The 24,776-nt window shown below is 62.3% G+C and carries 15 protein-coding genes and 1 riboswitch; of the genes, 9 read left to right on the forward strand and 6 right to left on the reverse strand.

The features are described from left to right. Positions 1-11: 11 nt before the first annotated feature. Both rlmD and H8S55_RS00145 read right to left on the reverse strand, forming a co-directional pair. Positions 12-1,364, reverse strand: coding sequence for a 23S rRNA (uracil(1939)-C(5))-methyltransferase RlmD (gene rlmD, locus H8S55_RS00140; protein WP_186877305.1), 1,353 nt, complete (start codon positions 1,362-1,364; stop codon positions 12-14). Positions 1,365-1,515: 151 nt separating this feature from the next. Beyond that, the gene (locus H8S55_RS00145; RefSeq protein WP_227145421.1) at positions 1,516-2,934 is read right to left on the reverse strand and encodes an alanine/glycine:cation symporter family protein; all 1,419 of its coding nucleotides are present in this window, start codon (positions 2,932-2,934) and stop codon (positions 1,516-1,518) included. Between the two features lie 156 nt (positions 2,935-3,090). Continuing rightward, positions 3,091-3,190, reverse strand: a riboswitch (glycine riboswitch). Positions 3,191-3,530: 340 nt separating this feature from the next. Between H8S55_RS00145 and secA the strand changes: the two genes are divergently transcribed. Beyond that, positions 3,531-6,293, forward strand: coding sequence for a preprotein translocase subunit SecA (gene secA / locus H8S55_RS00150; RefSeq protein ID WP_186877306.1), 2,763 nt, complete (start codon positions 3,531-3,533; stop codon positions 6,291-6,293). A gap of 83 nt (positions 6,294-6,376) precedes the next feature. Here secA and H8S55_RS00155 read toward each other — a convergent pair whose 3' ends face one another. After that, entirely contained in the window at positions 6,377-7,417 is a 1,041-nt protein-coding gene (locus H8S55_RS00155) for a hypothetical protein (RefSeq protein ID WP_186877307.1), read from the reverse strand. A gap of 191 nt (positions 7,418-7,608) precedes the next feature. Here H8S55_RS00155 and H8S55_RS00160 point away from each other — a divergent pair, with 191 nt between their 5' ends. From H8S55_RS00160 to H8S55_RS00195, 8 genes are all read left to right on the forward strand, one after another. Then, positions 7,609-10,095, forward strand: a complete 2,487-nt coding sequence (locus H8S55_RS00160; RefSeq protein ID WP_186877308.1) for a winged helix-turn-helix domain-containing protein — start codon at positions 7,609-7,611, stop codon at positions 10,093-10,095. An 87-nt stretch (positions 10,096-10,182) separates the two neighbouring features. Beyond that, positions 10,183-10,422, forward strand: coding sequence for a hypothetical protein (locus H8S55_RS00165; protein WP_147562502.1), 240 nt, complete (start codon positions 10,183-10,185; stop codon positions 10,420-10,422). Positions 10,423-10,444: 22 nt separating this feature from the next. Then, the gene (locus H8S55_RS00170) at positions 10,445-11,104 is read left to right on the forward strand and encodes a hypothetical protein (protein WP_186877309.1); all 660 of its coding nucleotides are present in this window, start codon (positions 10,445-10,447) and stop codon (positions 11,102-11,104) included. After that, positions 11,101-11,919 (forward strand): hypothetical protein, encoded by an 819-nt coding sequence (locus tag H8S55_RS14310; RefSeq protein WP_147562500.1) that lies wholly within the window; start codon positions 11,101-11,103, stop codon positions 11,917-11,919. The genes H8S55_RS00170 and H8S55_RS14310 overlap by 4 nt, the downstream gene beginning before the upstream one ends. A gap of 25 nt (positions 11,920-11,944) precedes the next feature. Next, on the forward strand, positions 11,945-13,261 hold the full coding sequence (locus H8S55_RS00180; protein WP_186877310.1) for a hypothetical protein: 1,317 nt from the start codon (positions 11,945-11,947) through the stop codon (positions 13,259-13,261). Between the two features lie 20 nt (positions 13,262-13,281). Further along, positions 13,282-14,199 carry a hypothetical protein gene (locus tag H8S55_RS00185; protein WP_186877311.1) on the forward strand — a complete coding sequence of 306 codons (918 nt, stop codon included), beginning with the start codon at positions 13,282-13,284 and terminating at the stop codon, positions 14,197-14,199. A gap of 4 nt (positions 14,200-14,203) precedes the next feature. After that, the gene (locus tag H8S55_RS00190; RefSeq protein ID WP_186877312.1) at positions 14,204-15,004 is read left to right on the forward strand and encodes a hypothetical protein; all 801 of its coding nucleotides are present in this window, start codon (positions 14,204-14,206) and stop codon (positions 15,002-15,004) included. Continuing rightward, complete coding sequence (locus H8S55_RS00195; protein ID WP_186877313.1) at positions 15,001-15,201, forward strand: hypothetical protein; 201 nt, start codon at positions 15,001-15,003, stop codon at positions 15,199-15,201. The genes H8S55_RS00190 and H8S55_RS00195 overlap by 4 nt, the downstream gene beginning before the upstream one ends. A 79-nt stretch (positions 15,202-15,280) precedes the next feature. Here H8S55_RS00195 and rpoC read toward each other — a convergent pair whose 3' ends face one another. The 3 genes from rpoC to H8S55_RS00210 all read right to left on the reverse strand — a co-directional run bounded on the left by rpoC (position 15,281) and on the right by H8S55_RS00210 (position 24,756). Continuing rightward, positions 15,281-18,973 carry a DNA-directed RNA polymerase subunit beta' gene (gene rpoC / locus H8S55_RS00200; protein ID WP_147562495.1) on the reverse strand — a complete coding sequence of 1,231 codons (3,693 nt, stop codon included), beginning with the start codon at positions 18,971-18,973 and terminating at the stop codon, positions 15,281-15,283. Between the two features lie 20 nt (positions 18,974-18,993). Beyond that, positions 18,994-22,884 (reverse strand): DNA-directed RNA polymerase subunit beta, encoded by a 3,891-nt coding sequence (gene rpoB / locus H8S55_RS00205; protein ID WP_186877314.1) that lies wholly within the window; start codon positions 22,882-22,884, stop codon positions 18,994-18,996. Between the two features lie 459 nt (positions 22,885-23,343). Then, on the reverse strand, positions 23,344-24,756 hold the full coding sequence (locus tag H8S55_RS00210; protein ID WP_186877315.1) for an aminopeptidase: 1,413 nt from the start codon (positions 24,754-24,756) through the stop codon (positions 23,344-23,346). Positions 24,757-24,776: the final 20 nt, after the last annotated feature.

Consider the following 24,776-nt stretch of genomic DNA (forward strand, 5'->3'; position numbering starts at 1 on the left):
GGCACTTGATTTTATTTCCTTGACATCAAGACTACCGTCTCCACGTGGCACGTTCTTGGGAACAGGTCCACGGCCTGTGCTTTCTGCACCTGATAGCCCAGTTCTCCCAGCCGTTTCACGTCCCGGGCCAGGGTGGCGGGGTCGCAGGAGACGTAGACGATGCGCTCCGGGGCCATGGAGGCCAAGATAGCGGGAACCTCCGGTCCCAAGCCCTTTCTGGGCGGGTCCACGCAGATGACCCGGGGGCGGACTCCTTCATTGGCCAGCTTTTGGGCCACCGCCCCGGCATCGCCGCAGAAAAACTCTGCATTCTGGATATCCGCCCGGGCGGCATTCTGTTTGGCATCCTCAATGGCCTGGGGCACCACCTCCGCCCCGATGACCTGCCCCGCCTGCCGGGCCAGGGCCAGGGAGATGGTCCCGATGCCGCAGTACAGGTCCAGCACCGTCTCGTCCCCGTGCAGCCCGGCAAAGTCCAGGGCCACCTGATAGAGACGCTGGGTCTGGGCCCGGTTGATCTGGAAAAACGACGGCACCGACAGCCGGAAGGTCAGGCCGCACAGCTCCTCCTCCAGATAGTCCCGGCCCCACAGGGTGCGGTATTCCTCTCCCAGGATCACGTTGGTATCCCGGGTGTTGAAATTCAGCACCACCCCTACAAGGCCCGGGCACACCCGGCGCAGAGCATCCACAAGCTCCTGTTGGAAGGGCAGGCCGGTCCCGTTGACCACCAGGCAGCACAGAGCCTGGTCACGGCTGTTGGTGCGCACATACAGGTGCCGGATCAGTCCGGTTCCGTCCTCCTCCCCATAGGCGGGGACCTGATATCGCTCCATCCATTCTTTCACGGCCCCCCGCAGGGCGGTGACGGTCAGGGGCTGGAGCAGGCAGTCCGGCGCATCCAGCACGTCGTGGCTGCGGGGGCGGTAATAGCCGATGGCCAGCCCCCGCTTCTCCTGGGCCACAGGGAACTGCACCTTATTCCGATAGCGCTCCGGCTCCTCCGCCCCCAGCACCGGGGGCAGTTCCAGCTTCACGCCGCCCACACGCTCCAGCGCATCGGCCACCCGTCGGCCCTTGGCCTGCAGCTCCTCGGCATAGGTCATGTGCCGGAACTGACAGCCGCCGCACCGGCCCGCCAGGGGACAGTCGGGTTCCAGCCGCTCCGGGGAGCCCTCCAGCAGCTCCACTCCCCGGGCCCAGGCCACGTTCTTCGTCACCTTCTCCAGACGGACGGTCCAGCGCTCCCCCCGGATGGTCCCGGGGACAAAGACCACCCGGCCCTCCAGCCGGGCCACCCCCATGCCCTCGGCGGTGTAGCCGGTGATCTCGGCGGTGTGGACAGCATTTTTCTTCCAGTTCATGCGGTACATCCTCTCTCCCCCGGCACTCCGGGGCCTTGCGTCGCTCTTGTATGCTCTATCATAACACGCCCCGGGGCCGGGGACAAGAGAAAAGCCGACAGCGCAGCAACGCAGTCGGCCTTTCTGGATGCTCTATTAAATAAGGAGAAGATCACTTCTCGATCTTCTGGCCCTTGTTGGCCGCCTTGTGGACGGAGGACAGGACCATACCGGTGAGGGCGAACAGAGCGATGGCGTTGGGCAGGACCATCAGGTTGTTGAACATGTCGGTGAGCTCCCAAACCAGGTCGTTGGACATCACAGTGCCCAGATACAGGAACACCAGAGCGATGACGGCATAACCCTTGGCGGCCTTTTTGCCAAAGAGATAGATGACGTTGATCTTGCCGAACAGATTCCAGCTGAGCACGGTGGAAAAGGCGAAGAAGAACAGGCACACGGCCACAAAGGCAGAGCCCACGCTGTCGCCCAGCACGCTGCCGAAGGCCAGCTGGGCCAGGTTGGTCTTGTTCACGCCCTCGGGGATAACGCCGTCAGCCAGCATACCGCCGTCGGTGTACAGGGTGCAGATGATGACCAGGGCATTCAGGGTCAGGACGATGAAGGTATCGATGAACACGCCCACCATGGCCACCACGCCCTGATCGTGGGGGTCCTTCACATTGGCCTGGGCGTGGGCGTGGGGGGTGGAGCCCATACCGGCCTCGTTGGAGAACAGGCCGCGCTTGGCACCCTGGCTGATGGCGGTCTTGATGGCATAGCCGAAGGAGCCGCCGATGATGGCCTGGGGCTGGAAGGCATACTTGAAGATGAGGGCAAAGGTAGCGGGGACATCCTGGATACGCACCACCAGGATACCCACAGCGCCCACCAGGAAGATGACGGCCATCACGGGCACCACCTTTTCGGTGACAGCGGCCAGACGATTCACGCCGCCCAGGAAGATGAAGCCGCAGAAGATGACCAGCACCACGCCCACAAACTGAGAGGGCACGCCAAAGGCGGTCTGGAAGGCGGAGCCGATGGAGTTGGACTGGACCATGCAGCCCATAAAGCCCAGGGCCAGCGTGATGGCCACGGCGAAGAAGCTGGCCAGGAACTTGCCGAAGCCGCCCTTAAAGGCGGTGGTGATGTAGTACGCGGGGCCGCCGTGGATGGTGCCGTCCTTGTCCACCCGGCGGGTCTTGATGGCCAGGGTGGCCTCAGCATAGATGGTAGCCATGCCGAAGAAGGCGATGACCCACATCCAGAAGATGGCGCCGGGACCACCGGTGAGAATGGCGCCGGAGGCACCCACGATGTTGCCGGTTCCCACCTGGGCGGCGATGGCGGTGGCCAGGGCCTGGAAGGAGGTCATGCCGCTGGACTGCTTGCCGCCGTTGAGAGACAGGTTGCCGAACACCTTGCGCATACCCTCGCCGAAGAAGCGGATCTGCACAAAGCCGGTGCGGACGGTGTACCACAGACCCACGCCGATGAGCAGGAACACCAGGATGTAATTGGACAGATACTCGTTGATCCGGCAGACCACAGGATAGAGTACTGCCTCTACGGAAGCGAACATAGACATTTGCGATCTCTCCTTTTGCGCCCTTGGCGCACACACAGAATTTCTCCCCCTGAAAACAAACATGGACCGGGGAGCCAACGCTCCACAGTCCATAAGAAAAGCACCTGCAACGACTTCCCCGTGTGCGAATAGAATTGCGCACACCGGCCAGCCGGTGGGTTTTCCTCTGTCCTTTTGCCTGAGAGATTAGCGGCGTTCAGCCGCATTGCACCTTCGGCACTCGTATCGTGGGGCGAGCTTCTCCAGAGTCACATCCGTGCACAGTCCTCGTCCCCCATCCGGGACACCTGAGAGTGTTACTCCTTCGGCAAGCGGACCCCCGCTGTTTTCCTGCACACTTCGTCTGTCTGATTCAGTTGTGACTGTAACAATAGCACAACCGGGGCCGTTTGTCAACCCACGAAAAACATTTATGCGTCTCTGACGGATTTCTTCCGGTTTCGGTTCTGGATTCTGTTGGAAAGTTTACAATTTGGTCTTTCTTCCACCGGAGAATTGTGATATACTAAGTCGATATTGTTAAAGTGCGGGATTATGGTCATCCCGCCGCACAAAAACAGAGACAACAAATCACGACCAAGAGGTGTTTTGCGAATATGAGTTTGTTTACCAAGATCTTCGGCACGGCCTCTCAGCGGGAGCTGAAGTCCATCTATCCCATTGCGGACAAGGTGGATGCCCTGGAGGAGGAGTATAAGGCCCTGACCGATGCCCAGCTTCAGGCCAAGACCCCCGAGTTCAAGGCCCGTCTGGCCAACGGCGAGACCCTGGACGACATCCTGCCCGAGGCCTTTGCCGCCTGCCGCGAGGCCGCGTGGCGTGTGCTGGGCCTGCGCCCCTATCGGGTGCAGGTGGTGGGCGGCATCGTGCTGCACCAGGGCCGCATCGCCGAGATGCGCACCGGCGAGGGCAAGACCCTGGTGGCCACCCTGCCCGCCTATCTGAACGCCCTGGCCGGAAAGGGTGTCCACGTCATCACCGTGAACGACTATCTGGCCAAGCGCGACTCCGAGTGGATGGGCAAGGTCTACCGCTTCATGGGCCTGACCGTGGGCCTGGTGGTCCACGGGGTCATGGGCCCGGAAAAGAAGGCCGCCTATGATGCCGACATCACCTATGGCACCAACAACGAGTTCGGCTTTGACTATCTGCGGGACAACATGGCCATCTACTCCCAGGAGTTGGTCCAGCGGGGCCACTCCTTCGCCATCGTGGACGAGGTGGACTCCATCCTCATCGACGAGGCCCGCACCCCCCTGATCATCTCCGGTCAGGGCGAGGAGTCCACCCAGCTGTACACCATTGTGGACCAGTTCGTCTCCCGCCTGAAGTGCAAGCGTATCGCCAAGGTGGACGAGAAGGAGGAGGAGGACGTCGACATCGACGCCGACTATGTGGTGGACGAAAAGGCCCGCACCGCCACCCTCACCGCCCCCGGCATCCAAAAGGCGGAGGCGTTCTTCCACCTGGAGAATCTGGCCGACCCGGAGAACACCACCCTGTCCCACCACATCAACCAGGCCATCAAGGCCCGGGGCGTGATGAAGCGGGACATCGACTATGTGGTCAAGGACGGCGAGGTCATCATCGTGGACGAGTTCACCGGCCGTCTGATGTTCGGCCGCCGGTATAACGAGGGCCTGCACCAGGCCATCGAGGCCAAGGAGGGCGTTCAGGTGGCCAACGAGTCCAAGACCCTGGCCACCATCACCTTCCAGAACTATTTCCGCCTGTATGACAAGCTGTCCGGTATGACGGGTACCGCCATGACCGAGCAGGAGGAATTCGGCACCATCTACGAGCTGGACATCGTAGAGATCCCCACCAACAAGCCCATCGCCCGTATCGACCATCCCGACGTGGTGTATAAGAACACCGCCGGAAAGCTCCGGGCCATCCTCAACCAGATCGAGGAGTGCCACAAGAAGGGCCAGCCCGTGCTGGTGGGCACCGTGTCCATTGAGAAGTCCGAGGAGCTGTCTGACCTGCTGCGCCGCCGGGGCATCCCCCACAACGTGCTCAACGCCAAGAACCACGAGAAGGAAGCCGAGATCGTGGCCCAGGCCGGCAAGTTCGGGGCCGTCACCGTGGCCACCAATATGGCCGGCCGCGGCACCGACATCATGCTGGGCGGCAACGCCGAGTATCTGGCCAAGTCCGACCTGAGACGGGCCGGCCTGTCCGATGCCCTCATCGCCGAGGCCACCGGCTTTGCCGAGACCGACGACGAGGACATCCTCAACGCCCGGAAGATGTTCACCCAGGCCGAGGCCAAGTATAAGGAGTCCATCAAGGCCGAGGCCGCCAAGGCCCGTGAGGTGGGCGGTCTGTTCATCCTGGGCACCGAGCGCCATGAGTCCCGGCGCATCGACAACCAGCTGCGCGGCCGTGCAGGCCGTCAGGGCGACCCCGGCGAGACCCGTTTCTTCCTGTCCCTGGAGGACGACATCATGCGCCTGTTCGGCTCTGAGCGGGTAATGGGTATGATGGAGAAGCTGGGCGTGGACGAGGACACCCCCATCGATGCCAAGATCCTGTCCGGTGCCATTGAGAACGCCCAGAAGAGCGTGGAGTCCCGGAACTTCCAGACCCGGAAAAACGTGCTGCAGTATGACGACGTGATGAACACCCAGCGCGAGGTCATCTATAAGCAGCGCCGCCAGGTGCTGGACGGCGAGGACCTGCAGGCCTCCATCCAGACCATGCTCCACTCCATGGTGGAAAACGCCATCCACGGCCACATGGGCGAGCAGAAGCACATGGATGCCGAGGCCTTCCGAGAGGCCGTGGCCCCCTTCCGTACCATGTTCCTCAAGCCCGGCGAGCTGGAGCTCACCGACGAGGAGCTGCAGCAGTACGATGCCGAGGGTCTGGTAGACCTGGTCAGCGGCAAGGCCCACGAGGTCTATGCCCAGAAGGAGCAGGAGATCGGCGCGCCCCTCATGCGGGAACTGGAGCGGGTGCTCATGCTCCGGGTGGTGGATGAATACTGGATGGACCAGATCGATGCCATGAACGAGCTGAAGCAGGGCATCGGCCTGCGGGCTTACGCCCAGACCGACCCCGTAGTCGCCTATAAGAAGGAGGGCTACGAGATGTTCGAGAACATGGTGGCCGCCATTCAGGAGGAGACTCTGCGCCGCCTGTTCCTGGTCCGTCTGCGCAAGAACGAGGAGGTCAAGCGTGAGCGTGTGGCCAAGGTCACCTCCGAGTCCGGCGGCGGCGAGGATGTCATCCGCAAGGAGCCCGTGAAGCGGGTCATCAAGATCGGCCGCAACGACCCCTGCCCCTGCGGCAGCGGTCTGAAGTGGAAAAAGTGTACCTGCGCCCAGTATCACCCCCAGGGCACCCAGGAATAAAACGTAACACTTAAACTGAAAGGAAAGCTGCGGAGAACGCCGGTTCGGCAAGTTCTCCGCAGCTTTTTTATGCTTTTCTGTCTTTATGCTTTCATCTCCACGCAGGGTATCTCATATCGCTCCGCCATCTGGTACAGCTCCGTCATAAAACCGTCCCTCCCGCGTCTGAGCCGGGCCAAGTTCAGCTTATACACCCTGCCCTGGGTGTACAGCCGCAGGGTCTTCCAGACCCTGACCTGCCCCTTGACCGGGACCACCTCCACCCGCTCTATCTCCCGCCAATAAACCTCCCGCTTTTTTCTCAGGGGATACCGGAGGACCAGTTTCTCCTGGGAGTAGCGAATGCTGGTGGCGGCGCAGATGAACAGCCCTATGATGCTCACCAAGCCGCACACCGGGGCAAACCAGACGGCAAACCACTGGGAGGGCTCCCGCTCCAGCAGCATTTCGATCAACTTTTTGCCCCCCAACTGGGCCAGCATAGCCAGATAGACCGCCAGGATCAAAATACCCATGCCAGCCAGCAGGAAATACTCCCCGCCATAGCCCAGGGCGTGTGTCTCGGGTCTCTCCTGGGTCTGCTCCCAGTAGTAGTCCGCCACGGCCCCGGGGCACGCCTTTTTCAGCACCAGGAAGAAGACGTCATAGTTCAGCATCCCCACGTCCACCGACAGGATTTTTGTCCCGTCGAAGAGATACAGGTGGAGTATTCGGTCAAAGCTGCCGGATATTCTCCGAATGTCGCTCCAGCGATAGACCTGAGTCTTTCGGAAGGCCCGGTGTATCTGAAGCTCCTCCCCGTTAAAATAAACGCACTCCCGGGCCATCATGTTGCCCCCCAGGGTGGTGACCACCATGGTCAGGATGGCCTCTGCGATACACAGGGCCCACATGGGCCGCGCCTTCTCCGGCGCTCCGTCCAGGATATACAGGACGCTGAAAAAGGCGACCACCGCCGCCACCACGACCCCCAGGGCATAGAGCACATAGCGCTTCCCCGGCGGCTGGCACAGGATGCCCATCCCCTCCGGTATTTTTGCCACCTGCCGCCGTCCGCCGCCAGTAATTAGTGAGATGACCCACGCCACCACGGCCAGGGCCAGCGTAAATAACAGTCTGCTCATCCTTCGCCCCCGTTGTCTGAAAATCTTGTCGTATTGGTACTATCCTACCACACTCCCCCGCCGGTGACAAGGATTCTGGTCAGGGCGGTTTTCTTTTCCGGTATCTACCCAAATTCATCCTGCTATGTTACAATACAGGAAATGATGACCCAACAAAAGTTGTAACTTCTCAGAAAATGGAGGGCACTGTTATGGCCAAGCGGAAGGGCGACCTGAATACCGTCTATATCTCGGAGCGGCTGCAGGAGTGCCTGCGGCCCATCGCCCACTGTGCTCTGACCACGGTGGTGGCCCCCATGGGCTATGGCAAGACCACGGCGGTAAACTGGTACCTCTCTCAGCGCGCCCAGGAGGGGCCGGTCCATATCGTCCGGGTCAGCGTCTACTCCGACAACCTGGCCATCTTCTGGAAAAGCGTGCAGGATGCCTTTGTCCACGCCGGACTGGATTTTTTGGCCGACTGCCCCTGTCCCACCGACGATGCCGGGGCCAGCCTGCTCTCTGACGACCTGTGCCGGGCCTTTGCCGGGGAGACACCCTGGTATATCTTCATCGACGACTTCCATCTGCTCACCGATGGCCGGGCCGCTGCCTTTCTGTGTACCCTGGCCAACCGGCTGCCCCAGTCTGTCCACCTTATCGTGGCCAGCCGGGACCGCTTTCTCCCCCCGGAGGAGACCGTCCGCCTGGGGCGGCGGCTGTGTCTTATCGGCACGGACCAGCTGCGGCTGAATCACACGGAACTGGCCGTCTATGCCCACCGGTGCGGGACCCAGCTCTCTGAAAGGCAGATCGAGACCCTGCTCTATTCCAGCGAGGGTTGGTTTTCCGCCATCTATCTGAATCTGCGCACCCTGGCCGAGCGGGGTGCCCTGCCCGACAGCCGCTCAGACATCTATACCATGTTCTCCGCCGCCCTGATCGACCCCCTGCCTCCCCGCCAGCGGGAATTTCTGGCGGTGATGGGTCTGGCCGACGAGTTCACTGTGGACATGGCCCGGGAGATCACCGGATATGATGACGCGGAGGACATTCTGGCCGCCCTCACCGGACAGAACGCCTTTGTCACCCGCCTGCCCGACGGCTGCGCCTATCGCTTCCACCACATGATGAAGGAGTGCGCCCAGCGGGCCTTTCTTACCCTGCCCCAGGGGCGGCAGCAGGACTATCACCGCCGCTACGGCAGGTGGTATGAGGCCCGGCGGCAATATCTCCATGCCATGTCCGCCTATCACCGGGGCGGGGACGACCACGCCCTGCTGCGGGTGATTCGGTTGGACGCAGGTATCCTGCTCGCCTCCTTAAAGCCGGAGACTGTGCTGGACTTTCTGGACAACTGTCCGGCGGAAACGCTGAAGGCCCACCCCCTGGCCCTGCTGGTACTCATGCGCAGCATGTTCAACTGGCGGCGCATCCCCAAAATGCTGGAGCTGAAAGAGCTGCTGTTGTCTGCCATCAGCGAAGCCCCGGACATGGACCGGTCAGAGCGGGGAAACCTGCTGGGGGAGTGCGACCTTATCATGAGCTTTTTGATGTACAACGACATCAGCGCCATGAGCCGCCTGCACCGCAGCGCCAGCACCCAGATGTCCCGCCCTGCCATCAGCATCCAGAACAGCGGCGGCTGGACCTTTGGTTCCCCCTCGGTGCTGATGATGTTCCACCGCCAGAACGGAGCCCTGGACCGGGAGCTGGCCGAGATGGACGAATGTATGCCCCACTACTATAAGATCACCCAGGGCCACGGCCAGGGGGCGGAGACCATCATGGCCGGGGAGGCCGCCCTGATGCAGGGCCGCTTTTCCGATGCCCACATCCATTTAGAACGGGCCTATGCCCAGATCGAAGGCAACGGCCAGGAGAACATGGCCCTGTGCGCCGACTTTTTGGCCCTGCGCCTGTCCCTGTGCGCCGACACCCCCCTGCGGTACACCCCGGAGCAGCGCCGCGCCGCCCTGCTGGGCCAGCACAATGCCTCCTGGGTGAACATCTTCACCGCCGCCTGCTCCTATTACTATGCGCTCTTAGAGGACACGGACCGGATACCGGAGCTCTTCGCCGGGCACCGGCTGTCCTCGGTGAACTTTCTGGCCCCGGGGCGGCCCATGATGGACCTCATGGAAAACCAGGTCTATCTGGCCCAGGGGGCCTGGGCCAAGGTCATCGGGCGCGCCCCCGGCCTGCTGGCGGCCTGCGGCGGGCTGCACTATGCTCTGGTGGCCCTCCATATCAATTTGCAGACGGCGGCAGCCTATGCCATGCTGGGCAAGGAGCGGGATGCCCTGGCTCTGCTGCACACCGCCCTGGCCGAGGCCCAGCCAGACGGGCTGATCCTGCCCTTTGTGGAAAACCTCCGCTATCTGAAAGACCTGCTGTCCCTGTGCCCCGTCTCCCCGCTCACGGAACAGATCGCCGATGCAGGCTCCCGTTGGCTGGTCCGGTGCTGCCGCCTGACGGAGCGGGATGCCTGCCCCGCCGCCTTCGCCTCCCTCACCCAGCGGGAGCAGGAGGTGGCCGCCCTGGCCGTCCAGCGCCTGAGCAACCGGGAGATCGCCCAGCAGCTGTTCCTGTCCGAAGGCAGCGTGAAGCAGTATATCAATCAGATCTACTCCAAGCTGCACATCGAAGGGGATGCCCGCACCAAGCGGGCACAGCTCATCCAGCTGGCAAATTCCTAACCATTGGTTAATACCCTAAAATCAGCATCCACCGTACAATAAAGCTGTACGGTGGATGTTTTATTTTTCGGGAAAGGAGGAGGGCGCTTGTACCGGAAGTATATCTCGTCAGTCGCGCCCCTGGCCGACTATATCCTTCAGGTGGACTTTGTCTCCGGCAGCCGTCTGCTGCTGGACATGAAGCCCTATCGGGACAAATTCCGCTTTCAGTCCATCTTTCAGCCCCAGGTGTGGAACAGCGCCGTGACCAACGGCATCTTTGTCCGCTTCGGCGGCGTGGAGCTCAGCCACGACGAAATTTTAGCCATGGCAGAGCGGGAGCACTGACACAATGCAAGGAGGAATACACATGAAACGACTCAGCCGATCCCTGGCGGCGGCCCTGATGCTCGCCCTGCTGGCCGGATGCGGCCAGGCCCAGCCCGGCACAGACGTGAACGGCAGCAGTTCGTCTGTCGGTCAGCCCAACCAGTCTGTGTCCGACAGCAGCGACGGCAGCACAGGCGGTCAGACCGTCCCCGCGCTCATGGGCGGTGCCCTGCCCTTTACGGGGATGGAATCCGTTACCGCGGAGAACTATCCCGACGGCACCTACTTCTATCAGGATGTGACCCAGGACGGGCAGACGGATGTCTTCAACGTCTGCCAACCCAACCGCATCATCGACGGGGTGGATGAGGACGACTATCTCTGTGCCGCCGCCCGGGCCCTGGACCCGGAATCGTCCACCGCCTATCAGTTTGGTGATGTGGTGCAGGACCCGGACGATTCCCAGGCCCTCTCCTACCCCGTGTACCGCATCACCTTCACCACCGGAGCGAATGAGGACCAGCGGGACTGGACCGTGTTTGCCCTGAACACCGACAGCCACACCTACTTCTATGCTTTCCGCGCCACGCCCCAGGCTGCGGAGGACCTGTCTGATCTCTATGCCGACATATTTTCCCAGCTTACGCTTGCCGACCCCGCCCAATCAGGCAACAACGCCATCAGGAGGAATCAAACATGAAAAAACAGAACTATCTTGCCCCCGCTCTGGGCCTGGCCCTGGCTCTGACCCTGCTGTGCTCCGGCTGCGGCAGCAGCGACACCACAGACGGAAGCCCGGACCTCACGCCCCCGGACTCCATGTCCATGGTCAAGGACTATGACATCCAGACGGATGCCGACGCCTTTGTGGGCACCTGGCTCCCCGAGGGGGACAGCGCCTATGCCTATCTGGAGATCACCTCCGGCGACGGCGAATATCTGTGGGGCCTGTACAGCCAGGAGGACCTGGCGGCCAGCGGCTATCTCCAGTATGAGGCGGACTATGACTGCATCTATGCCCACAACGACCACGACGGCGTGGGCCACCCCATCACCCTGAACGACGACGGCAGCCTGACCCTGGCCACCTTCGGCACCTTTGTCCCCGGCCAGATCGACTTTGGAGACGACAGCGGCGACGGCAGCTGGATCTACATCAGCGGCACTGACCCCACAGACGGCGACACCAGCACCAACTACGACACGAATGAGAGCGGCTGGTCCGCCGCCGAGGCCGACCCCACCGCCTTCGCCGGCATCTGGTACCGCAACGGCGATTTAGACGCGGACAGCTTTATCGTCATCGACTCCGACGGCAGCTGGCACCTCTACCAGCGGGCCCCCGGAGCGGAGAATGCCGAGATGGACTACGGCTCCATCATCCCCTCCGACACCGAGCCCTACACCTATTACGCCGTCTCCGACCCCTACGGCCTGTCTTATCGCATATTCGACTATGACACCGACGAGATCACCTGGGGCGAGGACAACGAGTACTACGACCGCCTGGAGTGACCGTTTTTCAGAAAGGAGCAGTGACATGAACATCCGCAGTAAATCCCTCGCCCTGATCCTGTGCGCGGGAACGGTCCTCTCCCTGGCCGCCTGCGGCGGGGATGGGGACGTGGCCGGGGACGACTGGCGCACCACCGGCCTTGTGGCGGCCAGCGGCACCATCACCCACGACGGACAGAGCGTGGACGTGGTGGTCACGGTGGACGAGGAGAGCGCCGCTTTCTATTGGGACCGGCCGGAGCAGCTGCTGTATGACAGCGTGAAATTTCCCATGACCGTGCCCAACGCCCGGGACAACTTTGACAGTATCTCCTTCGACGATCTCAACGGCGACGGGGAGACCGACGTGACCGTGGACTTCTCCACCGCCGACGGGGGGGAGACCCATCTGGTCTGGCTGTGGGAGCCTGAGACGCGCTATGTGTTCCAGCCTGACCAGTCCTATGACACCATTGGCGGGGACGAGGACCCGGTGGCCGCCTATGTGGGCCTGTGGGAATATCAGGACGAAAACCTGTGGCTGCGCATCCACGAGGATGCCTCCTGGGAGTTTGTCAACTCGGCGGACGAGGTGCTCTATGACGGCGTGGTCCTGGCTGACAGCTCCGGGGTGGAGCTCCACTTCGACGGCAACGGGGATACCCTGCGCCTGGACGCTTCCCCCGACGGGACCCTGCTGGACAACGTGAACGGCGGGGTGCTGGTCCCCACGGATACCATCCAGTCCTCCGTCCCCTTCTTTGAACAGAAGGGGCTGGAGCTCACCGCCCAGACCGACGGCGGCAGCTATCTGCTGAAAAACGGCCTGGCCTGCTACACCGCCGGCGGGAATGACTACACCCTGCGGGACTGCTATTGGTCGGTGGACATCATCCGGGACCAAACCAGCGGCGGCCAGCGGCAGCTGGAATTCAACGCCGTCTGCTATCTGCCCGACCTGCCCATCTTCAACAGCACCTTTGCCACCACCGTGACCAGCGGCCTGTACGACTATAACACCGGCACCTGGCTCACCGACACCGCCTCCTACACCCCCACCGCCTCCGGCGGCGCGCCGGACACCCAGACCATCCAGTGGCGGGGCAGCAGCTATGACATCGAATTTCGCACCACGGTGAATTGGTCGGGTACCACCGGGGATGTCTACGACGTGATGACCAAGACCTATGTGGTCACCATGCCGGAGGACTATCACGGTCTGGTCCTGGCGGTGGAGGCCCAGCCTGGTACCTATGCCGAACTGAGCAAGCGGGAAAATCTGGACAGCATCTGCCCCGGGGGCAACATCATGGACATGCCCACCATCGACCCCTACACCAGTCTGTATTTTGACTTAGGGTAAGCCGAAAGGAGGCCAACGAGATGAAACGCACTAAACGGTTCCCCCTGCTGGGGCTGTCCGCTTTGCTTCTGGGCCTGACCGCCTGCGGCGGCGAGACAGAGCCAGCTCCTCCCCCGTCCATGACGGCGGAGGAGCTGGCCGGAGTGTGGACCGACGGGCTGCAGAACTTCCTCCTGCTGGACCCGGACAACAGCCGCTATCTCTACCTCACCTACTATGGCCGCCTGGGCTCCGGGGACATGGATTTAGAGGACCGGCCCATGCTGTCCTATGACAACTTTCTCTATGACTTTCTGCCCCAGGGGGAGGGCTTCGTCCTGGACCAGAACGGCTCCTCTGACCGGGAGAATATAGACGGCATGGTCTTCACCCGCTTTGACCAGGAGGAGACCATGTGGGACCAGCTCCTCCAGGCCGACGAGGGACAGCTTGCCGCCCTGGACGGCGTGTGGCAGGACCCCCTGGACGAGCTGCTGGTCATCGACACGGACCGGATGGAGTACATGGCCTACAGCAGCCAGTCCAGGGGCGTGGCCAGCGGCACCCTGGCCGATGCCCACGATGGACGGGGGCCCTATCTGTTCCTCAACGGCAGGGCATACCCCAAGTTCAGCCTGGGGAACGACATTCTGATGCTCTATTTCTCTCCCAGCGAGACCCAGGAGCCGGACGGCACCTTCTCCGGTGTCTTTTATCAGCAGGGCACGGCCCAGGAGATCGCCCTGTACCACCTGGATCAGGCCAAGTTCACCTATTTCGAGGGGCGCCTGGTCTATTTCGACGGGCTGAGAATGTTCTATATGCCCGAAAACTATTCCGTCGGTGAGGACGGCCTGGCCTACGACCAGGACGGGAATCTCTTCGCCGCGGGCTTTGACTTTACGCCCCTGGACCCCGCCGAACTCTGGGGCCCGGACTGGGCGGACAACTGGGGGTAATACCATGAACGAAAAATTAAGTGAGGAGCTCCTCTCCCAAAAGCTGATGAAGCTCCAGCGGAACAGCCGCCGGGGCCTGCTCCTATTCCTGCTGGGTTTTATCGGGGTGGTCTGCACGCTGATCGGCTGGCTCTTCGGCCAGGGGGAGGGGAACAAACTGCCCATACTCCTCTTCACTGCGGTCCTGCTGGCGGGCATCGCCACCACCCTGCTCTGCGACAAAAAGCGCAATGCCCTCATCCAGTCCCAGCTTGGGGATGAGCTCCGTGCCATCACGGAGGGGGCCTTCGGCCCCGACTCCCCCCGCTCGGGCCTGACGTTAGACGAGAGTCTGCTCCGCCAGGTGTGGCCCCAGGGGCAAAACTGGGAGCGCTGCAGGCTGGAGCAGACCCACACCGGGCACTGGCAGAACGTGCGCTTTTCGGCGGCCAACGGGACCCTGGAGCACGTGTACCAGGTCGAGCGGGACCAGGTCCACTCCGACGAGACGGAGGAGGTCTTCTCCGGCCTGTGTCTCACCCTCCAGATAGAAAACGCCCCGGCGGCCCTCTCCCAGGCCACGGAGGAGGCTCTCACCCGGGCCGCCGGGACCCCGCCCGAGGTGGTCCATCTGGAGCCAGGGCGGCTCTTCCTGGCCATCCACACCCCGGTGCGCTTTGCCCAAGTGCCATTTGATGCCGACCCCAGTGACATCGACAACCTGCGCCGGGGCTTTCAGCGCTCGTTGGAATATGTCCAGGGCATCCTGAACGTGCTGCTGCAGGACCGGGACCTGTTCCCCGCCGGGAAAGGTGGAACATCATGACCCTGGGTGCGGCGGCGGGGCTGCTCCTGCTCTTTGCCGCCGGGGCCCCCCTCTCCCAGAAGCTGCTCCGGGGCCGGCCCCGTCTGCGCCGGTTCTGCACACTTCTCTGTGTCCTGGCCGCTCTGGCCTGTGGGGTCTATCTGGGGGCGGGACTGCTCCTGCTCTCCGCCATTCAAAGTCAGTCCCCTGCCCCATAAGAACTAAAAAACTGCCGCGCTTCCGTTTGGTCGGAAGTGCGGCAGTTTTTATGGTTGATTGCAGCAGGAACGTCAGGCATCAGGCCTGGGGCTGGTCGCTCTCAGTGGGCTTCTCCAGCTCCATAGCGCCGACCTCAAAGAACAGATCGTCGTCCTTGTCAGCGCCGTCAGCATCCTCCTGGGTAGGCTCTGCCAGGGGTTCGGCCACCACAGAAGGGGAGGTGACGTTCATCCCGGGCAGGTTGCCCTCGTCGTCGATGGGGTCGTCCTTGCGGTACTGAGCCAGGCCGGAACCGGCGGGGATCAGCTTACCGATGATGACGTTCTCCTTCAGGCCCAGCAGGTGGTCCACCTTGCCCTTGATGGCGGCCTCGGTGAGGACCTTGGTGGTCTCCTGGAAGGAGGCGGCGGACAGGAAGGACTCGGTGGCCAGAGAGGCCTTGGTGATACCCATGAGCAGGCGGGTACAGGTGGGCAGACGCAGCTCCTCGCCCATCTCGTTCTTCTCCCCGGCGGCGATGCGGGCCTTCACGGCCTCTTCGGCATCCCGGAACTCGGTGATCTCGATGGTGGAGCCGGACAGCAGATCGGAATCGCCGGCCTCCTCCACGCGCACCTTTCGCATCATCTGGCGGACAATGACCTCAATGTGCTTGTCGTTGGTGTCAACGCCCTGCTGACGGTACACCTTCTGCACCTCGCGGATCAGATAGTTGTGGCAGTCAGACAGGCCGCGGATACGCAGCACCTCGTGGGGGGACAGAGCGCCCTCGGTGAGCTCCAGGCCCTTGGGCACCGTGTCGCCGTCTTTCACCTTGATGCCGGCGGAGTAAGGCAGGGCGTAGGTCACCACCTCGCCGTCGTCGGCGGTGATGGTCAGGTTGCACATGACGTTGCGCTTGGTCTCCTCGATGGAAACCTTGCCGCTGATCTCGGCCAGCTGGGCCATCTTCTTGGGCTTGCGGGCCTCGAACAGCTCCTCCACTCGGGGCAGACCCTGGGTGATATCGCCGCCGGCCACGCCGCCGGTGTGGAAGGTACGCATGGTCAGCTGGGTACCGGGCTCGCCGATGGACTGGGCGGCGATGATACCGACAGCCTCGCCCGCGCCAACGGGCTCGCCGATGGCCAGGTTGATGCCATAGCACTTAGAGCACACGCCGCTTCTGGAGCGGCAGGTCAGCACGGAGCGGATCTTCACAGAGTGGATGCCGTGGGCCTCCAGCTTCTCGGCATCGTCCTTGCGCATCATGGTATCCCGGGTGATGAGCACCTCGCCGGTGGCGGGGTCCACAATGTCCACAGAGGGATACCGGCCATGGATACGCTCGGCAAAGGTCTCGATGACCTGGCCATACTCCTCGATCTCGGCCACGTCGATGCCGTCGGTGGTACCGCAGTCCTCCTCCCGGATGATGACCTCCTGGGACACGTCCACCAGACGGCGGGTCAGGTAACCGGAGTCGGCGGTACGCAGGGCGGTATCGGCCATGCCCTTACGGGCACCTCTGGAGGAGATGAAGTACTCCAGTACGGACAGACCCTCACGGAAGTTGGCCTTGATGGGGATCTCGATGGTACGTCCGGCAGTATCGGCCATCAGGCCGCGCATACCGGCCAGCTGACGGATCTGGGCCATAGAACCACGGGCGCCGGAATCGGCCATCATAAAGATGGGGTTATAGCGGTCCATGTTCTCCTGCAGGGCCACGGTGACATCGGCGGTGGTCTTCTCCCAGGCAGCCACGGACAGGCGATAGCGTTCCTCGTTGGTGATCAGACCACGGCGATACTGGCGGTCGATCTTGATGATCTCCTTCTCCGTCTCGGCGATCAGCTCATACTTCTTGGCGGGTACGGTCATATCCGCAATGGCAACGGTCAGAGAGCCCACGGTGGAGTAGTGATAGCCCAGGTCCTTGATGGCATCCAGCATACCGGCGGACTTGGTGAAGCCGTGCTTGTTGATACACTTGTCGATGATCTTGCCCAGCTGTTTCTTGCCCACCACGAAGTTGATCTCCGGGTCGAACATGTGCTCGGGATCGGTGCGGTCCACAAAGCCCAGGTCCTGGGGAATGGCCTCGTTATAGATCAGGCGGCCCACGGTGGTCTCCACCAGCTTGTGGCGCATCTCACCGTCGATCTCCTTATAGATGCGGACCTTGATGGGGGAGTGCAGGGTGACCACGCCGGCATCGTAGGCCAGCATGGCCTCGTTCTTGTCGGCGAAGATATGGCCGGTGCCCTCCTCATCCCGGGTGAAGGTGAGGTAATAGGCACCCAGGATCATATCCTGAGAGGGGATGGTAACAGGGCCGCCGTCCTGGGGGCGCAGCAGGTTGTTGGCCGAGAGCATCAGCACCCGGGCCTCGGTCTGGGCCTCGGCGGACAGGGGGACGTGAACGGCCATCTGGTCGCCGTCGAAGTCGGCGTTAAAGGCGGTACACACCAGGGGGTGCAGCTTGATGGCGCGGCCCTCCACCAGCACAGGCTCGAATGCCTGGATGCCCAGACGGTGCAGCGTAGGCGCACGGTTGAGCATGACGGGGTGCTCCTTGATGACGAACTCCAGAGCGTCCCAAACGGCGCCCTCGCCCTTCTCCACCATCTTCTTGGCGGCCTTGATGTTGTTCGCCAGGCCGTCCTCCACCAGCTTCTTCATGACGAAGGGGCGGAACAGCTCGATGGCCATCTCCTTGGGCAGGCCGCACTGATAGATCTTCAGGCTGGGACCCACCACGATAACGGAACGGCCGGAGTAGTCCACACGCTTGCCCAGCAGGTTCTGACGGAAGCGGCCCTGCTTTCCCTTGAGCATGTCGGACAGGGACTTGAGGGCGCGGTTGTTGGCTCCGGTGACGGCGCGGCCCCGGCGGCCGTTGTCGATCAGGGCATCCACAGCCTCCTGCAGCATGCGCTTCTCGTTGCGGACGATGATGTCAGGGGCGTTGAGCTGGATCAGGCGCTTGAGGCGGTTGTTGCGGTTGATGACCCGGCGATACAGGTCGTTCAGGTCAGAGGAGGCGTACCGGCCGCCGTCCAGGGGGACCATGGGACGGATCTCGGGGGGCAGCACGGGCAGCACGTCGATGATCATCCACTCGGGCTTGTTGTGGGACAGCCGGAAGGCATCCACCACCTCCAGCCGCTTGACGATGCGGGCCTTCTTCTGGCCGGAGGCATCCTTCAGCTCGGCCCGGAGCTGCTGAGACAGCTCCTCCAGGTCGATCTGCTGCAGCAGCTTCTTCACGGCCTCGGCACCCATGCCGGCATCAAAGTCGTCCTCATACTTCTCCCGCATGTCCCGGTATTCCTTCTCAGACAGGATCTGATTTTTGGACAGGGGGGCAAAGCCGGGGTCGATGACGATATAGGCGGCGAAATACAGCACCTTCTCCAGAATGCGGGGGCTGATATCCAGCAGCAGACCCATGCGGGAGGGGATGCCCTTGAAGTACCAGATGTGGGACACGGGGGCGGCCAGCTCGATGTGGCCCATGCGCTCCCGGCGGACCTTGGCCTTGGTGATCTCCACGCCGCAGCGGTCGCAGATCTTGCCCTTGTAGCGGATCTTCTTATACTTGCCGCAGTTACACTCCCAGTCCTTGGTAGGCCCAAAGATCTTCTCGCAGAACAGGCCGTCCCGCTCGGGCTTCAGGGTGCGGTAGTTGATGGTCTCGGGGCGCTTGACCTCGCCAAAGGACCACTCGCGGATCTGCTCGGGGGAGGCGATGCCGATGCGGATGGCGTCAAACTCAGCGTAACTCATTTTTTAATCTCCTCCCGTTTTCAGATATCCTCGTCAGAGCCCAGCCCGTCGTCGGAGCTGTCTCCGCCCTGGAGCTCCAGGGTCAGGTCGTCGTCATCGTTGTCGCCCTTGAAGGTGAAGCCACCGGCGGCGGCAAAGTCAGCGTCGTCCTTCTGATAGGTGAACTCCTCGTCCCGGTCGTAGTAGTCGTCCCGGGTGGGCTTGTAATCGTCCTCGTCGTCGTCCTTCAGTTCGATCTCGTTGCCGTTGGCATCCAGAACGCGCATATCCAGGCACAGGGACTGCAGCTCCTTCATCAAAACCTTGAAGGACTCGGGCACGCCGGGCTTGGGCACGTTCAGGCCCTTGACAATGGCCTCATAGGTCTTCACGCGGCCTGTCACGTCGTCGGACTTGACGGTCAGGATCTCCTGCAGGGTATAGGCGGCGCCATAGGCCTCCAGGGCCCAGACCTCCATCTCGCCGAAGCGCTGACCGCCGAACTGGGCCTTGCCGCCCAGAGGCTGCTGGGTGACCAGGGAGTAGGGGCCGGTGGCGCGGGCGTGGATCTTATCGTCCACCAGGTGGTGCAGCTTCAGGAAGTACACATAGCCCACGGTGACGGGGTTGTCGAACCGGCGGCCGGTGCGGCCGTCATACAGCCAGTTCTTGCCGTCCACCAGGCGCAGGCGGCCCTCGTGCTGCCAGGCGTTGATCTGCTGGGTATCCGCCATCTCCTCCTGGCTCAGGGCCTGCATCCCGTCGCCCTCCTCGTCGGCCAGATACAGCTGCTTGCCGATGAGGGGCTCGTCCCGGCCCACCTGGCGGGCCAGACCTGCCAGCTTCAGGCACTCCTGGATGTCCGCCTCGTTGGCACCGTTGAAGATGGGGGTGGCCACCTTCCAGCCCAGGGTCTTGGCGGCATAGCCCAGGTGGACCTCCAGCACCTGACCGATGTTCATACGGGAAGGCACGCCCAGGGGGTTCAGCACGATGTCCAGGGGGGTGCCGTCGGGCAGGAAGGGCATATCCTCCTGGGGCAGAATGCGGGAGACAACGCCCTTGTTGCCGTGGCGGCCGGCCATCTTGTCGCCCACAGAGATCTTACGCTTCTGGGCGATGTAGACCCGGACCACCTGATTGACACCGGGGCCCAGCTCGTCGCCGTTCTCCCGGGTGAAGATCTTCACGTCCACCACGATGCCGGCCTCGCCGTGGGGCACCTTCAGGGAGGTGTCGCGGACCTCACGGGCCTTCTCACCGAAGATGGCCCGCAGCAGCTTCTCCTCTGCGGTGGCCTCGGCCTCACCCTTGGGGGTGACCTTACCCACCAGATAGTCGCCGGCGTGGATCTCTGCGCCCACGCGGATGATGCCGTGCTCATCCAGGTCCTTCAGGGCATCCTCGCCCACGTTGGGGATGTCCCGGGTAATGGTCTCGGGGCCCAGCTTGGTGTCACGGGACTCGGTCTCATACTCCTCAATATGGATGGAGGTGAACACGTCGTCCTTCACCATGCGCTCGTTGAGCAGGATGGCGTCCTCGTAGTTATAGCCCTCCCAGGTCATAAAGCCCATGAGGATGTTCCGGCCCAGGGCGATCTCGCCGTGGTCGGTGGAGGGACCGTCGGCCAGCACATCGTGATACTCCACCCGCTGACCGGCCTCCACAATGGGGCGCTGATTGATACAGGTGGTGTGGTTGGAGCGCAGATACTTGGTCAGGCGATACTCCTTGGTCTCGCCGTTGTCATAGGCCACGGTGATATACCGGGCGGACACCTTGGTCACGGTGCCGGGGCCCTCGGCCAGAATGACGATCTCAGAATCGATGCAGTTCTTGTGCTCCTGGCCGGTGGCCACGATGGGGGCCTCGGGCCGCAGCAGAGGCACGGCCTGGCGCTGCATGTTCGCGCCCATCAGGGCACGGTTGGCGTCGTCGTTCTGCAGGAAGGGGATCATGGCGGTAGCCACGGACACCATCATCTTGGGGGACACATCCACATAGTCCACCTGGTGCTTATCCACGGAGATGGTCTCGTTGCGGCGGCGGCAGGTGATACGTTCGTTGACAAAGCAGCCGTTCTCGTCCAGGGGCTCGGTGGCCTGGCCCACGGTGAACTGATCCTCCACGTCGGCGGTCATATACTCGATCTGGTCGGTGACCCGGCCGGTCTCCTTGTCCACCTTGCAGTAGGGGGCCTCAATAAAGCCGAAGCGGTTGATGCGGGCATAGGAGGCCAGATAGGAGATCAGGCCGATGTTGGGACCTTCGGGGGTCTCGATGGGGCACAGACGGCCGTAGTGGCTGTAGTGGATATCACGCACATCGAAGGAGGCGCGGTCACGGGACAGACCGCCGGGGCCCAGGGCGGACAGACGGCGCTTGTGGGTCAGCTCGGCCAGGGGGTTGGTCTGGTCCATGAACTGGGACAGGGGGCTGGAACCGAAGAACTCCTTGATGGCGGCGGTGACGGGCCGGATGTTGATCAGGCTCTGGGGGGTGACCACGTCCAGGTCCTGGGTGGTCATGCGCTCGCGGATGACGCGCTCCATGCGGGAGAAGCCGATGCGGAACTGGTTCTGGATCAGCTCGCCCACGCAGCGCAGACGGCGGTTGCCCAGATGGTCGATGTCGTCGGGGGTGCCCACGTGGTGGGCCAGGCAGTTGAGATAGTTGATGGAGGCCATGATGTCGGGCACGGTGATGTGCTTGGGAATCAGGTCGTCGATGCGGTCCCGGATGGCATCCTTCAGCTCCTCGCCGCTAAACTCGTCCAGCAGCTGGCTGAGCACGGGGAAATAGACCATCTCGTCCACGCCCACCTCGGCGGGGTCAAAGTCCACAAAATTCTCCAGATGGACCATGTTGTTGGAGAAGACCCGGATGGTCTTGCCGTCCATGTCCAGCAGGGCCTCGTTCACACCGCAGTCGTCCAACTGGTGGGCCCGCTCGGTGGTCAGCACCTCGCCGGCCTCAGCAATGATCTCGCCGGTGCGGGGGTCAGCGATGGGCATGGCCAGCTTCTGGCCCCGGATACGGGCCCACAGCCCCATCTTCTTGTTGAACTTATAGCGGCCCACGGCGGACAGGTCATAGCGCCGGGGGTCGAAAAAGGTGGCCTTGAGCAGAGACTCGGCGGAGTCCACTGTGGGGGGCTCGCCGGGACGCAGCTTGCGGTAGATCTCCAGCAGGGCCTCCTCATAGGTCTTGCAGGCATCCTTCTCCAGGGTGGCCACGATGCGCTCGTCCTCGCCGAACATCTCGATGATCTCGGCATCGGTGCGGGGACCCAGGGCACGGATCAGGCAGGTGATGGGCAGCTTGCGGTTTTTGTCGATGCGGACATAGAAGATGTCGCTCAGGTCGGTCTCATACTCCAGCCAGGCGCCGCGATAGGGGATGACAGTGGTGGCATAGGTGTGGTTATCGGCCTTGTCCTTGTTATCGGCATAGTACATACCGGGGGAACGGACGATCTGAGAGACGATGACACGCTCGGCACCGTTGATGACAAAGGTACCGGCCTGGGTCATGATGGGGAAGTCTCCCATGAAGATCTCCTGCTCATTGATCTGGCCGTTCTGCTTGTTGCGCAGCTGCACCTTCACCTTGATGGGGGCGGCATAGGTGCAGTCCCGGGCCTTGCACTCCTCCACGTCGTACTTGGGCTTCTCATCCATGGAGAAATCAATGAAGGACAGCTCCAGATTACCGGCGTAATCGCCGATGGCACCCACATCCTTGAACACGTCCCGCAGGCCGGTGTCCAGGAACCACTGATAAGAGGTCTTCTGCACCTCCAGCAGATTGGGCATCTCCAGGATCTCCTGGTACCGGGCAAAGCTCTTGCGCAGGGTCTTGCCATAGTACACGTCCTTGGCCCGCTGTTCCACCTTCTGGCGAACTTCGTCCATGTTTACCTTGACCATTTCTAAAAATCAACTCGCTTTCTGTTTGATCCACGGTTGGTTCTGTCGGGGTTCTCTCCCGGGTGCAGGGAAAAACGTCCGTGCCGTTTGTGATTTTGCACAATTCCGGTGGGGGATCGCTTTTCCGCACACCCGGCCAAGTGGTTTGTTTCCCTGTGTTTGCTCTTGTCATTTTCCCTCTGCCATGTTAAACTACGTTCACGGTCTAAGAGAGGAAGTTTTGCCCTGTTAGGCCATAAGAGCATTTTATTGTACCATGTCCGCACACGGCTGTCAAGGCCATGTGCTTTATTTTTGCCCATTTTTCCACATTTGTGGAAAACTCCCCGCTCTCCTGCCCTGTTTCGGCGGCGGATGGGGAAATTTTTTTGCCCTGAACACCGGCCCCTGCCCTGCGCAAAAATCAACGGCCCCGGGAATTTTCCTCCCGGAGCCGCTGACAAATTTTCAGGGAATTTTTTATTTTGCCTCAAAGACCGCCTTCATGCCCTTGAAGGTCATATAGCAGTCCAGCTTGCCCACCGTCTCGAAGGGGGCGTGCATGGACAGCACGGGCACGCCGGCGTCCAGGGTGTCGATGTTCCGCTCGGCCATATAGACGGCCACGGTGCCGCCGCCGCCGGCGTCCACCTTGCCCAGCTCGGCCATCTGCCACATCACACCGGCATTGTCCAAGGTGGCCCGGACATAGGCCACCAGCTCGGCGGAGGCATCGCTGGCCCCGGACTTGCCCCGGGCCCCGGTGTATTTGCAAAGGCCCATGCCATAGTTGACCAGGGCGCTGTTGCGCTTCTCATACACCTCGGCAAAGTTGGGGTCATAGGCCGCCGTCACGTCGGCGGACAGGCAGAAGGACTTCTCATAGCAGGCCCGCAGGGGCACGTTCTGTCCGGCGCACAGGTCCTCCATAAAGGTGTCGAAGGCGGCGGACTTCATGCCGGACACGCCCTCGGAGCCGATCTCCTCTTTATCAGCCAGCATACACACGGCGGTGCGTTCCGGGGTGCCCAGCTGGAGCAGGGCGGCCAGGGCGGCATAGGCGCACACCCGGTCATCGTGGCCGTAAGAGCCGATGAGGGAGCGGTCAAAGCCGATGTCCACGGCGGAGAAGGCGGGCACGGCGCACAGCTCGGCGGAGATGAAGTCCTCCTCCACGATGCCATACTTCCGGTTCAGCAGCTCCAGAACGGCGATCTTCACCCGGTCGCTGCCCTCGTCATCGGCCAGGGGGCGGCTGCCCACCAGCAGATTCAGGCTCTCGGCGGGGATGGCCTCCCCCAGGGGCTTGCGGGACTGTTCGGCCCCCAGGTGGGGCAGCAGGTCGTCGATGGTGAACAGGGGGTCCCCCTCCCCGTTTCCGATGGATACCCGGATGGTCTGGCCGCTCTTCAGGGCCACCACGCCGTGGAGCTCCAGGGGAATGGTCACCCACTGATACTTGCGGATGCCGCCGTAGTAGTGGGTCTTGAGGAAGGCCAGCTCGTCGCTCTCATAGAGGGGGTTCTGCTTCAGGTCCAGACGGGGGGAGTCGATGTGGGCCGCACCGATGTTCACGCCCTCGCCAAGGCTCCGGCGGCCGATGACCGCCAGCATGATGGCCTTGCCCCGGTTCACCTGATAGAACTTGTCCCCCGGCTTTACCGCCATGCCCCGGACAAAGGGCTTGAAGCCAGCGGCCTGGGCCATGGATACGGTGCGCTCCACGCACTCCCGCTCCGTCTTGCCGTTGTCCAGAAACTGCTTATAGCCCTCGCAGTAGGCATCCATGGCCTCCAGCTCGCCGGGGGCCAGACGGTCATAGCCGTTCTTCTTCTGATAGGACAGGGCCTTGCGCAGGGCCTCGCCCCGGCTCATCTCCTTGTTCTCGTCCATAATAAAACTCCTCCTTTTCC

The organism is Flintibacter faecis (genome assembly GCF_014287875.1).
Classification (GTDB): domain Bacteria; phylum Bacillota; class Clostridia; order Oscillospirales; family Oscillospiraceae; genus Lawsonibacter; species Lawsonibacter faecis_A.